Source organism: Rhizobium redzepovicii (assembly GCF_019793435.1).
Lineage (GTDB): Bacteria > Pseudomonadota > Alphaproteobacteria > Rhizobiales > Rhizobiaceae > Rhizobium > Rhizobium redzepovicii.
In genome coordinates, this window is sequence record NZ_JAILYH010000040.1 from 1 (window position 1) to 13,790 (window position 13,790).

Annotated in this window: 10 protein-coding genes; 8 read left to right on the forward strand and 2 right to left on the reverse strand. The window is 62.1% G+C overall.

The features are described 5' to 3' along the window. Together K6N12_RS33115 and K6N12_RS33120 are read left to right on the forward strand one after the other, a co-directional pair. Positions 1-359, forward strand: a 359-nt coding sequence (locus K6N12_RS33115) for a DUF4082 domain-containing protein (protein WP_222135005.1), incomplete at its 5' end; no start/stop codon positions are given. A gap of 96 nt (positions 360-455) precedes the next feature. Continuing rightward, positions 456-1,640, forward strand: coding sequence for a GTP-binding protein (locus K6N12_RS33120; protein WP_097627969.1), 1,185 nt, complete (start codon positions 456-458; stop codon positions 1,638-1,640). Between the two features lie 415 nt (positions 1,641-2,055). On the opposite strand, the gene K6N12_RS34945 is transcribed toward K6N12_RS33120, so the two are convergent. Further along, positions 2,056-2,256 carry a hypothetical protein gene (locus tag K6N12_RS34945; RefSeq protein ID WP_239620465.1) on the reverse strand — a complete coding sequence of 67 codons (201 nt, stop codon included), beginning with the start codon at positions 2,254-2,256 and terminating at the stop codon, positions 2,056-2,058. A 1-nt stretch (position 2,257) separates the two neighbouring features. Here K6N12_RS34945 and K6N12_RS33125 point away from each other — a divergent pair, with 1 nt between their 5' ends. The 6 genes from K6N12_RS33125 to K6N12_RS33150 all read left to right on the forward strand — a co-directional run bounded on the left by K6N12_RS33125 (position 2,258) and on the right by K6N12_RS33150 (position 13,721). Next, positions 2,258-7,186, forward strand: coding sequence for a DUF4082 domain-containing protein (locus K6N12_RS33125; protein WP_239620463.1), 4,929 nt, complete (start codon positions 2,258-2,260; stop codon positions 7,184-7,186). 49 nt (positions 7,187-7,235) lie between these two features. Then, positions 7,236-8,468 carry a GTP-binding protein gene (locus tag K6N12_RS33130; protein WP_097627953.1) on the forward strand — a complete coding sequence of 411 codons (1,233 nt, stop codon included), beginning with the start codon at positions 7,236-7,238 and terminating at the stop codon, positions 8,466-8,468. 65 nt (positions 8,469-8,533) lie between these two features. Then, positions 8,534-8,836 carry a hypothetical protein gene (locus K6N12_RS33135; protein WP_097627952.1) on the forward strand — a complete coding sequence of 101 codons (303 nt, stop codon included), beginning with the start codon at positions 8,534-8,536 and terminating at the stop codon, positions 8,834-8,836. Between the two features lie 43 nt (positions 8,837-8,879). Next, entirely contained in the window at positions 8,880-11,024 is a 2,145-nt protein-coding gene (locus K6N12_RS33140; protein ID WP_097627951.1) for a peptidase domain-containing ABC transporter, read from the forward strand. Continuing rightward, entirely contained in the window at positions 11,021-12,460 is a 1,440-nt protein-coding gene (locus tag K6N12_RS33145; protein ID WP_097627950.1) for an HlyD family type I secretion periplasmic adaptor subunit, read from the forward strand. The genes K6N12_RS33140 and K6N12_RS33145 overlap by 4 nt, the downstream gene beginning before the upstream one ends. Positions 12,461-12,881: 421 nt before the next feature. Beyond that, positions 12,882-13,721, forward strand: a complete 840-nt coding sequence (locus K6N12_RS33150; protein ID WP_425517739.1) for a DUF6030 family protein — start codon at positions 12,882-12,884, stop codon at positions 13,719-13,721. On the opposite strand, the gene K6N12_RS33155 is transcribed toward K6N12_RS33150, so the two are convergent. Further along, positions 13,659-13,790: integrase core domain-containing protein (locus K6N12_RS33155; protein WP_343228894.1), on the reverse strand; the 132-nt coding region annotated here is incomplete at its 5' end. The two genes, K6N12_RS33150 and K6N12_RS33155, sit on opposite strands and share 63 nt — an antisense overlap.

A 13,790-nucleotide genomic window follows, 5' to 3' on the forward strand; every position in this document is an offset into this window, starting at 1 on the left:
ACGGCCAGAACGTTGTCGACCTGTGGACCACGACGGGCACCAAGCTCGCCACCGCCACCTTTGCCGGCACCACCGGCAGCGGCTGGCAGACGGTCAACTTCTCAACCCCCGTCACGATTACTGCCAATACCAACTATATTGCGTCTTATCACACGACCGGCGCTTACGTGGCGACTGACGCCTTCTTCGCCAGTGCCGTCACCAACGGTCCTTTGACGGCCCAATCAAGCGCGGTCGCCGGCGGCAACGGTGTTTATGCCTATGGCGGATCCGCCACCACAGGTCTCTTCCCGACCAGCTCCTACGATTCTGCGAATTACTATGCCGACGTGGTCTTCCGCCCGCAGCTCGCCGGATGAAGCAAAGCTTATGGACCGGTTTTCGAATGAGGCTAACACGACGCACATACTGGCCGCGGCGAAGGCGCTGCGACCGACCGCCCTCAAGGAATGCCGATGAACAGGATTGAGCGGCTCCCGGTAACCGTGCTGGCCGGCTTCCTCGGCGCCGGCAAGACGACGCTCCTCAGTCACATCCTCAACAACCGTCAGGGGCTGCGGGTCGCTGTCATCGTCAACGATATGAGCGAAGTGAATATAGACGCCAGTCTCATTCAACACGGCGGCTGCAACCTGTCGCATACAACCGAGACATTGATCGAGCTCAGCAACGGCTGCATATGCTGCACCCTGCGCAACGACCTCCTGACGGAAGTACGACGGCTGGCCGAAGAGCAGCGATACGACTATCTGTTGATCGAAGGCACCGGCATTGCCGAGCCACGCCCCATTGCGGCAACCTTTTCCTTCCGCGACGAGAACGGCGTCTCGCTCGCCGACTTTGCCAGGCTCGATACAATGGTCACCGTGGTCGACGCTGCAAACCTGTTGGCCGACTACAGCAGTGCCGATCTGCTGGCCGACCGCGGCCTGCAGCGCGACGGTGAAGACCGGCGCACACTTATCGACCTGCTGGTCGATCAGATCGAGTTTGCCGATGTCGTCGTGATCAACAAGATCTCGGACGCGACCGACGAGGTCCGAGCAGAGGTGAGCAAGATCGTAACGTCTCTCAACCCGGATGCACTCCAGCTGGAGACGGATTTCGGCAAGATTTCTCTTTCAACCGTCCTCGATACAGGCCTCTTCGACGAAGCAAAGGCGGCTGCGCATCCCCTGTGGCACAAGGAATTGTACAGCCCGGATGAGCATGTTCCGGAAACGGAGGAATACGGCGTTTCGAGCTTTGTCTATCGTACCAGACGTCCCTTCGATCCCACACGGTTTCGGGCATTCCTGGACGAGCCCTGGCCGGGGGTCCTGCGCGCCAAGGGCCATTTCTGGCTTGCCACGCGCCCGCGTCATGTGGGGCTGATGTCGGCTGCCGGGATCCAACGGCGCTGCGAACCCATGGGACTTTGGTGGGCAGCCGTGCCCCGGCAGGACTGGCCGAGCCATCAGCAATTTCGCCAGCATCTCGAGAGCCGGTGGGACAGCGCTTGGGGCGACCGTCGGCAGGAACTGGTTTTTATCGGCGTTGATATGGACGAGACGGGTGTGCGGACCGCGCTGGACGGGTGCCTCGCCAGCGCCGATCCGCGCGACTGGGCTAGCCTCGAAGATCCGTTTCCGGCCTGGTAGCGGCGCAGGACAACGCTCGAGTTGACCGGCTAGGCCAGCCGGACCGAACTAGAATTCCTTTTCAAGCGTCAGGCACTTGCCAGGAGCCGTCGGCAACTTTGGGGCCCTGTCGTCCGGTATGGGGTGAGGGTCATCACATTGGAGTAGGAGCTACCTCCCACATACCCCGGATTGCTGTCGTACGTTCCCTTCGCAAAGGTGCCAGAATGAACATCTTGCTACAGCGGTCGAAGGGCCGGCCGATGCGGAAGGGGACGCCGCTGATGCGGAGAATTCATGTCAGTAATCGTGAGTACCTGTGTACATTTGGTGGAGCGTTGAGTGTCCTTCGTGCATCCTCTGCCTGGAGCGCAGTCCTTGCCTCCGCGACAGTTGTGTCGTCGAGGAGCACGGACGGCGCTCCGAGCTTTGCCAATCAGGGCAGCGCAACCGTCCAATCCTCCTTCACCGGCACGGTCACATCTTCCCTGATATCCTCCGGCGACATGCAATCGTCCCCGGCATCGTCGACGGCGATGCCGGCCCCTGCTGCCGACGGCGGCGCGCAGGACACGTCCACGAAGACGGCGTCGGCTGCGACGGTCTTCCAGACGCCGTCCTCGACATCTGAGCGCACCGTGCTTGGCCCGGATCCGGCCGAGGAGGCGGCGGCACTGCCTGCCGCCCCCGCGCTTACGGGTGTTACCAGCGATGTCGATACCGGCAGCGCCAAGACGGCGGCGCCGGTCAGTTCTTCCACCAGTGTCGGCACGGCTTCGTTGCGCCTTCAGGCCTCGATCGCATCCATCTCGGTGGAGCCGAGCCAGGACGCTTCCGCTGAGACGACCGCCGCCCCGACAGCGCTGGTGGCGCCGGCGGCTGCAGCGGCAGCAGTGACGCCCAACAAGATCGCGCTCGAAAACCTGAAGCAGGGAAACCCGATCAGCGAGTGGGGTCTGGAGGGCGATGGCGGCGGTACCATCCAGGGCTTCGCCACCGAAATCAGCACCAATATCGGCCAGACCGTCGATTTCAAGATCGCCACGGATTCCACCCATTACCGCATCGACATCTACCGCATGGGTTATTACGGCGGCGCCGGCGCGCGCAAGGTCGACTCGATCGAGCAGCAGCTGACCACGGCGCAGATCCAGCCGCATCCGATCGTCGACATGTCGCTCGGCCTCATCGATTGCGGCAACTGGTCGGTTTCGGCGAGCTGGCAAATTCCTAGTGACGCCGTCTCCGGCGTCTACTTCGCCAAGCTGGTGCGCGAGGATGGGACCGAGGATGCAAGCATCATCCCCTTCGTCGTGCGCGACGATGCCTCGACCAGCGATATCGTCTTCCAGACATCGGACACGACCTGGCAGGCCTATAATGCCTGGGGCGGCGCCAGCCTGTATTACGGCGAAGTGCCTGTCGATCCGGCCGCCATGATCGGCTACCTGCCGCCGAACTGCAGCTGCGGCCTGACCGCCATCGGCCGCGCCTCGGCCGTCAGCTACAACAGGCCGATCATCACCAATACGAGCCCGATCGGCGGCTCGCACGATTACATCTTCGGCGTCGAATCCTCCGCCATTTCATGGCTGGAGCAGAACGGCTACGACGTTTCCTATATATCCGGCGTCGATGCGGCGCGCAGCGGCACGCTGCTGCTCAACCACGATGCTTATCTCTCTGTCGGCCATGACGAATACTGGTCTGCCGAACAGCGCGCCAATGTCGAGGCTGCCCGCGATGCCGGCGTCGACCTCGCTTTCTGGAGCGGCAACGAGTGCTACTGGAAGGTCCGCTGGGAAAGCAGCATCGACGGCAGCGGCCAGGCCTATCGCACCATGGTCTGCTACAAGGAAACCTGGGGCACGAGCACCGATCCGAGCAATATCGGCACCGGAACCTGGCGCGATCCGCGCTATGCCGATGCCGGTCAGGAGCCGGAAAATTCGCTGACCGGCACGATGTTCCAAGTGGACAGCTACCGCCAGGACACGATCTCCATCCCCTACGATTATTCCAACCTGCGCTTCTGGCGCAACACGGATGTCGCCGAGCTGCAGGAGGGTGATACCTACAATCTGGTGCAGAACCTGCTCGGCTACGAATGGGATTCCGACGTCGAGAACGGCTTTCGCCCGGATGGGCTGATCGACCTGTCGCTCTCCTCCATCGCCGTGAGCACCTATCTGCGCGACTACGGCACGACGGTCGGTGATGCGGTGGCGACCCATAGCCTCACCATGTACCGGGCGGAAAGCGGCGCGCTGGTCTTCGGCGCCGGCACTGTCTTCTGGTCCTGGGGGCTGAGTGACAATCATCAGGGCCCGGCCACGTCGACCGATCGCAACGTCCAGCAGGCGATGGTCAACATGTTCGCGGACATGGGCATCCAGCCGACGACGCTGGATGCGAGCCTGATTCTAGCCACACAATCGACCGACACCCTGAAGCCGACCTCGTCGATCTCGTCACCGATCGTCGGCGCAAGTTTTATCGAAGGGCAGCACGTAACGATCACCGGCACGGCGCAGGATTTCGGCGGCGGCATCATTGCTGGCGTGGAGGTCTCGACCGATGGCGGCCAGCACTGGTTCAAGGCCACCGGCCGCGAGAGCTGGAGCTATAACTGGGTCGTCCAGGCAAGCGGCACCTATACGGTCCTGTCGCGCGCCGTCGACGACAGCGTCAACATGGAGGCGCCATCGGCCGGCAAGCAGGTCACCGTCACCCTGCCGGGCACGCAGGGCCTCTGGACCTTGGCGGAGAAGCCCACTGTCGAAATGGCGATCGATCCCAATTCCGTCGAGCTCGGCCTGCGCTTCCAGGCGACGACGGCAGGCTATGTGGAAGGCATCCGCTTCTACAAGGGCTTCCACGATATCGGCGACCATGTCGTCAGCCTCTGGCGAGCCGACGGAACCTTGCTGGCAACGGGTGTCTCGGTCGGCGAGTCGCTCTCCGGTTGGCAAACGGTGATCTTCTCCAGTCCGATCCAGATTGCGGCGGGCACGACCTATGTGGCCTCCTATCACACCAACGGCTTCTATTCCGCCACCGATAATTATTTCGGCAGCACCTATGCCAGCGGCGCGCTGAAGGCCGTCGACGGCGGCGGCGTCTACGCCTATGGCGACAATGCCGGCACATTCCCCGGCCAGAGCCCCGGCACGGGCACCAACTACTGGGTCGACGTGGTCTTCGATGCCGGCCCCAACAGCGCGCCGGTTGCGACCGACGATACCGGGCTGGCCATCACCCGCAACAACAGCGTCGTCATCTCGATCACCTCGCTCATCGGAAACGATACGGATCCCAACGGCGATGCGATGACGATTTCGGCCGTCGGCAATGCCGTCAACGGCACGGTGACGCTCAACAAGCAGAACGGCACCGTCATCTTCACGCCGACCAACGATTATTCGGGCCCCGCAAGCTTCACCTATACGCTGTCGGACGGGCGCGGCGGCACGGATCAGGGCAGCGTCAGCCTCACCGTGAACCCGGGCCCTACCGGCGAAACACTGTTTACATCAAGCGAAGGGCCGACGGGCGCAAGCTTCAACGACGGTCAGTCGCTGGAACTCGGGATGCGGTTCGTCGCTTCGTCCGGCGGCATGATTTCCGGCATCCGCTACTACAGGGTGGTCGGCGATACTGGCGCCCATACCGGCTCTCTCTGGTCGGCCGACGGCACGCTGGTCGCGACCGTCACCTTCGCCGACAGCGGATCTGTGAGCGGCTGGCAGACCGCGACATTCGCCAACCCTGTGCATATCGCCGCCGGCACGACCTATGTCGCCTCCTACCACACGACAGGCTCCTATGTGGCGACATCGGACTATTTCACCTCAGCCCATACCAACGGCGCGCTGACGGCGCTTGCCGGCAGCAACGGTGTCTTTGCCGAGGGCACCGGTTTCCCGACTTCCAGCTACCAGTCGTCGAATTACTGGGTGGATGTCCTCTACAACCAGACAAGCAACGTGCTGCCGGTCGCCGCCAATGACAATGGCTACTCGACCTATTCCAACACCGCGCTGGCGATTGCCGCAGGCAGCCTGCTTGCAAACGACACCGATGCCGATGGCGATCCGCTCAGCATCACCGGCGTCAATGGTGCGGTCAACGGAACGGTGACCTTCAACAGCCAGACCAAGTCCGTCACTTTCGCGCCGACGGCGGGTTATACGGGTGCGGCAAGCTTTTCCTATTCAATCTCGGATGGGTTTGGCGGAACAGCCTCGGCCACGGTCAGCCTCACTGTCGGCACGCCGCCCGGCGGAGGCACGACGTCAAGCCTGTTTACCGGTGCGGATACGTCGGGGGTTGCCGTCGCCAATGACACCAACTCGGTCGAACTCGGCGTCAAGTTCATCGCGTCCGCCAGCGGCCAGATCACCGGGCTCATCTATTACAGGAGCGCTCAGGATACCGGCACGCATGTCGGCTCGCTCTGGACCGCGAGCGGCCAGCTTCTGGCCCAGGCGACCTTCATCAACGAGACGGCGAGTGGCTGGCAGACGGTTACCTTCACCCAGCCGATCAACGTGACGGGCGGCACCACCTATGTGGCGAGCTACCATTCGAACGGCTTCTATTCGGCAACGGCGAACTACTTCACGACGGACCATACGAATGGTGCGCTGACGGCTCCGTCGAGTACGACGAGCGGCGGCAACGGCCTTTATGCCTATGGCTCGGGCAGCCTGTTTCCGACGGCATCCTACAATGCGAGCAACTACTGGGTCGACGTCGTCTATCAGCAGGGCGGTGCGCAGAATGCGGTTCCGGTCGCCGCCAATGACAGCGGCTTTACGACCAATACCGGCACGCCGATCACCATCCAGGCCTCGGCGCTGCTCTCAAACGACAGCGATGGCGATGGCGATCCGCTCACGATCACTGGGGTCAGCACCGCGGTCAACGGCTCGGTCGCCTGGAACGCCCAGGCCCAGACGGCGACGTTTACGCCGACGGCAGGCTATTCGGGACCAGCAAGCTTCAGCTACACGATCTCGGACGGCAAGGGCGGCACGGCCTCGGCGCAGGTGGCGCTTACCATCAGCAATGGGACGGCCGGTCCGGAGCAGAATCTCTTTGCCGCCAACGCGACGCCTTCGGTCGTCTCGGTCAACGACAACCAGCAGGTCAATCTCGGCATGAAATTCCAGGCCGATACGTCAGGCTGGATCACCGGCATCCGCTTTTACAAGGGTGCCGATAATACAGGCTCGCATAACGGCTATCTCTGGACCGCCTCGGGCACGCTGCTCGGCAGCGTCACCTTCAACAACGAGACGGCGAGCGGCTGGCAGACTGCGCAGCTCACCCAGCAGATCGCCATCCAGGCGGATACGACCTACGTCGTCTCCTACTCGACCAACGGCAATTATTCGGCGACCGGCAATTACTTTGCCAGCGACGTGACGAACGGTGATCTCAAGGCGCTCGGCGGCAGCAACGGCGTCTATGCTTATGGGGCGGGCGGGTTGTTCCCGACAGCCAGCTATAACAGCACGAACTACTATGTGGATGTGGCCTTCAAACCACAGCTCGCGGCGTAACGCCCGCGAGGATGTAAGGCCGGGCATGCTGTAAAGAGTGAGAGTATCGATGATGGGTGCAGACAACAGATTGCCAGTAACGGTTCTCGCCGGGTTTCTCGGCGCCGGCAAGACGACTGTCCTCAATCATGTCCTGAGCAATCGGGAGGGCCGCCGGGTTGCCGTCATCGTCAACGATATGAGCGAGGTCAACATCGATGCGGAGCTCGTGCGCGAGGGGGGAGCAGATCTCTCGCGCACCGACGAGACGCTGGTAGAGCTCACCAACGGCTGCATCTGTTGCACCCTGCGCGACGATCTCCTGAGCGAAGTCCGCCGGCTCGCAGCCGCCGGCCGTTTCGACTATCTGCTGATCGAGGGCACCGGCATTGCCGAGCCCCTGCCTGTTGCAGCCACCTTCTCCTTCCGCGACGAGAGCGGGGCGGCCCTCTGCGATGTGGCGCGTCTCGATACGATGGTCTGCGTCGTCGATGCGGTCAATCTCCTCGCCGACTACCAGAGCGCCGAGTTCCTAGCCGATCGCGGCGAAAGGCGTGACGGGCATGATGACCGCAAGCTCGTGGAACTGCTCGTCGAGCAGATTGAATTTTCCGATGTCGTCATCATCAACAAGGCAGGCGACGTGCCGTGCGCCGACCTTGCCGAGGTTCGCCGGGTCGTCGCGGCGCTCAATCCGGGGGCGCAGGTCGTCGAGGCGGTCTTCGGCCAGGTGCCGCTTGGCGCGATCCTGGATACCGGCCTCTTCAGCGAGGCGAAGGCCGCCCGTCATCCGCTCTGGCACAAGGAACTCTTCGGCTGGGGCGATCACGTGCCGGAGACCGAGGAATACGGCATAAGAAGCTTCGTCTATCGCAGCCGCCGGCCCTTCCACCCCCTTAGGCTCAAGGATTTCCTAGACCGGAAATGGGCGGGCCTCATCCGCGCAAAGGGTCATTTCTGGCTGGCGACGAGGCCTGATGAAATCGGCCTTCTGTCGATTGCCGGCTCCCAGTGCCGCATCGAAACCAGGGGCTACTGGTGGGCCTCGGTGCCGCGGGTACAATGGCCGCGCTTTCCGCAGTTCCGCCAGCTCATCGACCGGCATTGGGATGATGTCTGGGGCGACCGCCGCCAGGAGCTGGTCTTCATCGGTTCCGGCTTCGACGAGGAAGCGATCCGCGCGGCTCTCGGTTATTGCCTGATCGGCGAGGAGACGGGTTTCGATCCGCAGACCGCCGTCGGCATTCGCGATCCGTTTCCGGCTTGGCAGCACGGACATATCCCTGCGTATTCAAATAGTTAGAGTGTCATATGGAACGTAAAGCGCCTTAAGTGAAGACGTATTGATTATCAACGGAGGAGAGAACAATGAGCAACGAACTTTACGCAGACGGCATCGGCGAAATCACCATTACGGGAACGATCGTGCGCATCGACCTGATGTCGCTTTCGGCAACCGATCGCGACGATAACAACAACCCGAAGCCGGTCTTCCGCCAGCGCATCATCATGCCTGTCGATGCTTTCGCCAACGCGGTCGATCTGATGCAGAAGGCGCTCGGTGGGTTGGTCGAGGCGGGTGCGGTCCGTCGTATCGGCGATATGTCGGCGGCGGCGGCGACCGATATCCAGCAGGCCGGCGCGTCGAACGCTTCGCCGAACTTCAACTGAAAAAACGAATATTGACTCGGTCTCGTATTGTTTCGGGTGGGCCATGACTGGTTTTCTGCATACCAACCTGCACTGTCTGGCGCTCGTCGCGCGTCATCATGGCGTCGATCTCGCGCCTGAAAGATTGCAGCATGATTATGCCGTCGGCAACGATCCGGTTGCCGTGCGGCAGTTGCTGCGCATGGCCAAGGATGCCGGTCTCAGAGCCCGGCATCTGACGCTCGACTGGCGATCGCTGTTTCAACTGGGCGAGGCCTTTCCGGCGTTGGCGGAACTGACGAACGGCAATTGGGTGGTCATCGCTGGCGCTGTCGGGAGCGGCGAGGATGAGAGAATTCGCGTTCTCGATCCGCTCGCGTCACGCGCCGAAGTGATGATGCTGAGCGAAGAGCAATTCGCCAAGGCCTGGCTCGGATCTGTCGTCCTGCTGAAGCGCAATTATCGCATGTCCGATGAGGACCGGCCGTTCGGCTTCCGCTGGTTCGTCCCCGAAATCATCAAGCAGCGCAGCTTCTTCCGCGATGTCGCGCTCGCAGCTTTCGTGCTTTACGGCCTGGGGCTGACGACGCCGATCTTCTTTCAGCTCGTCATCGACAAGGTGCTGGTGCATCAGAGCTATGCGACGCTGACGGTTCTGACAGCGGGCATTGCGATCGCACTCGTCTTCGATGCGACCTTCACCTTCCTGCGGCGCTATCTGCTGCTCTACGCGACGAACCGGATCGATATCCGCGTCGCGACACGCACCTTCGGCCATCTGCTAAATCTGCCGATCGCGCTCTTCGAGCAGGCTTCGGCCGGCGTCCTCGTCAAGCATATGCAGCAGACGGGGCGCATCCGCGAATTCCTGACCGGGCGGCTGTTCCTCACACTTCTGGACGGTGTTTCCCTGCTGGTCTTCGTGCCGATCCTGCTTCTCTACAGCGTCAAGCTGACGCTGGTTGTGCTGGGTTTTGCAGCGCTTGTCGGGCTGGTGGTGATGATGCTCGTCGGGCCGTTCCAGCGCCGCCTGCAGGCGCTTTACCAGGCGGAAGGCGACCGTCAGGCCTTGCTGGTGGAAACCGTGCACGGCATGCGCACCGTCAAATCGCTGGCGCTGGAGCCGCGCCAGCGCAAGGTCTGGGACGACTATTCGGCGCAATCGATATCCGTGCGGTTCCGGGTCGACAAGATCTCGACCATCGCCCAAGCGATGACCGGGCTGCTGGAGAAGCTAATGAGTGTCGCGATCATCGGCCTCGGTGCGCTAGACGTCTTCAGCGGCGCGATGACCATCGGAGCGCTTGTCGCCTTCAACATGCTCGCGGGCCGTGTCTCCGGTCCGCTCGTCCAGATCGTTACCATGGCGCATGAATATCAGGAAGTGGCGCTCTCCGTGCGCATGCTCGGTGAGATCATGAACCAGCGGCCGGAGCAGGCAGGCCGCGGGCGTGGCGTGCGACCGCATTTGCAGGGCCGCATCGAATTCGACAGGGTCTCCTTCCGCTACGCTCCGGACAGCGCGCCGGCGCTCGACAATGTCTCCTTCGCCGTTCCGGCGGGCTGCGTCTTCGGCGTGGTCGGCAAGAGCGGCTCGGGGAAGACGACGATCACAAGGCTCATCCAGGGGCTCTATCAGAGCCAGGAAGGGCTGGTGCGCATGGACGGCTATGACAGCCGCGAGATCGACCTTGTGCACTTAAGAACCAGCATCGGCGTCGTGCTGCAGGATAACTTCCTGTTTCGCGGCTCGGTTCGCGAGAATATCGCCGCCGCCAAGCCCGATGCGAGCATCGAGGAGATCATGGAGGTCGCCCGCATCGCCGGCGCCGAGGAGTTCATAGAGCGTCTGCCGCGCGGCTTCGACACGATGCTGGAGGAAAATGGCTCCAACCTCTCCGGTGGCCAGAAGCAGCGGTTGGCCATCGCTCGCGCGCTGATCACCGATCCGAAGCTGTTGATTTTCGACGAGGCGACGAGCGCGCTCGATCCCGACAGCGAGGCGATCATCCGCGAGAATCTGAGCCGCATCGCTGCCGGCCGCACCGTCATCATCGTCTCGCACCGGCTTTCGACGCTCGTCGATGCCGATGCCATTCTCGTCGTCGATCGCGGCAAGGTCGCCGATATCGGCCGGCACGATCAGCTCGTATCGCGCTGCATGACCTATCGCCACCTGTGGGCCCAGCAAATGAGGCAGGTCGCATGAACGCGCACGCCAGAAAACCCAGTGAAAACCTGCCGGTCCCTTCAGACAAGGGCGCCTCGGACAAGGCTCCTGATAAGGGAAGGGCACTAACTGCCCGCCCGCCGCTGCCGCCGGCAATTGCCGAATTCCAGTCCGATGCTGTCGAGCTCGAGGAACGCGCCCCGCCGCGGGTGGCGCGCATGACGCTCTACTGCGTAACGGCGCTGCTTGCCGCAGCGATCACCTGGGCCTCGGTCTCCTCGATCGATGAGGTGGTGATTGCGCCAGGCAAGCTCGTCACCACCCAGCCGACCATCGTCGTACAGCCGCTCGAAACCTCGATCATCCGCACGATCGAGGTGAAGGCCGGCGAGGTCGTGCATACCGGTCAGACGCTCGCGACCCTCGACGCCACCTTCAGCCAAGCCGATGTCGACCAGCAGCAGGCGAAATTCTCCGCACTCGATGCCCAGGTAAGGCGCATCGAGGCCGAGCTTGCCGGCGACGACTATACGAAGATGGCAGGAGATACGCCCGACCAGATGTTGCAGGCGCAGCTCTTTGGCCAGCGACGGGCCTTTTACGTGGCGCAGTTGCAGAATTTCGATCAGCAGATCGCCGGCCAATCCGCCGCTCTTGTGGCGAGCAAAAACCAGGAGGCGGTGCTCAATGACAGGCGTGATGGGCTCTCTCAGATCGAAGCAGCGCGGGAGAGGCTCTATGACAACCAGAGCGGTTCGCTGATCACGCTGCTCGGCTCCCGCGACGCCCGCCTCGACGTCGAATCCGATCTAACTGCCGTCCGCGGCCGGGCCGACGAGGCCGCCCACTCCTTTGCCAAGCTCCGAGCCGACCGCCAAGCCTTTATCGAGGACTTCCGCCGCGCCGCAATGGAGCAACTGGTGGAACTGCGCGGCCAGCGCGACATGGCCGACGAGGAACTGAAAAAGATGAAGCTGCGCCGCAACATGGTGGCGCTGACCGCACCCGCCGACGCCGTCGTGCTGGATCTCGCCCAGCGCTCCATCGGGTCTGTGGTGCGCGAAGCCGAACCGATCGTTACCCTGGTGCCGATCAACGTGCCGCTCGAAGCCGAAGTTTCGATCAACACCCGCGACATCGGCCGGGTGGCCGTCGGCAAGGAAGCGCGTATCAAGCTCGACGCCTATCCCTTCCAGAAATACGGCACGGCCTCCGGCAAGGTTCGCACCATCAGCGAGGACACGTTCCTGACCGGCCAGCAGGATCAAACCACCACCCCCAGCCAGTCGGCTGCTCCCTTCTTCAAGGCTCGCGTCCTGCTCGCCGACACCAGGCTGAATGCGTCGGACGTGCCAGTGCGGCTGCTTCCCGGCATGACCGTGTCCACGGAGATTAAGGTCGGCAAGCGCACAGTGATCTCCTATTTCCTGTATCCGTTGCTGCGGGGCCTGGATAACGCAATACGCGAACCGTAGGCGGATCGGTCTGCCGCGAACGCGATACCGAGTGTATGAAGATCAATGGGCGGCTGACAATGCGGGGTCAGCGCAGTTGTCGCGAAGCGGTCTGATGTAGGTGTCCTGAGGCGGCCAATGCGCTCTTCCCACCAATTTTGAGGGGGTGAATGCCGTCCGACAGGCTTGCTGCTTGACGCTCCACAGAGGCGACCTCACACTCAAAAGTGTCGAAGGTGAGTCGGACAGACTGTACCGTTTTGCACATGCGTTGCTCACCTCAGAAAGAGCCGCCAGCAGGGGCATTGGCTGACGCGCCGACCGACAGCGGCTGGTTGCAAACGGGATCGAGCTTGATTGGGTTCAAACTCGCATCCGCTCCGATTTTGCTTGTGAGGTCGCCGTGGATAAAACGCTATCAGCAGTCGATCCTCCTCCCGACATCCCCCATCGGCGCTGGAACTCCAGATTGCGGAGCCGCAGCCGCTGGCTGCTTTGGTCGATACTTTTGATATCCGGTTTGCTTTTTGCAAGTACGCTTGTCTTTTACCGTGAACTCCACGACCTCGACGATCCGGTCGGGCTCTCTGACGATGGAGCTCTCGACACGGCTGTCCAATCAGCGCCCATGGCCATCGGCCCCGGCACGGCGGCTCCTTCTCCTCTCCCGCCGATGTCTATATCGCTGCCGCTGATCGAGGTCCCGAAGCCGGAATGGGCAAGTCAATTTCTGCGGATGTGGCGCGTTTCGGGCCCGAATATGTGCGGTGCTCTTCGAGGGGCCGGCATCGAGATGAGCGACTGGAAAGCCGCATCGATGCGCAATCGCAGTTATGAATGTTATTTTCAGCGCATCTACGAACGGGACGAGGTGCGTCCCCTCAGTTCCACCTTCGTCAAGGTTCGTGGAAATGAAACCGGCGATGTTGTCGATATCCGCGCCAAGATCATTGGGCCGGCGACAGACGCGAAGGGGCACCTCGCCCCGGCCGTCCTGCGCATTTTCGAGATCATCGTGAAGCAGGCGTGCTGGCGCGATTTCGAGGATACTCTTGCGTCGATCCAAAACCTTCGAAATGTCGAATACGAGCGATTCGGCTCCTATCTCAGCTTCACGCGCGAAGCCGGCAGCGAAAATAACTTCAATTTTGTCCTTGGTCTGAAGGCGACGTCAGATTCGCAGGTGAGGACGAAGACGTATTTTTCCCCAGAGCGGTGGCTAGCTGTGGAGCCTCAACAGGTTGTCCTGGGTAAGAGCGAGCCTAGTGATTGGTGGTTTTGAGTTTAGACTTCCGTGAGGCCTGTGCCAATTGTAGCGATGAAGCCATCGTGGCAGTTCGGCGGCGCGCAT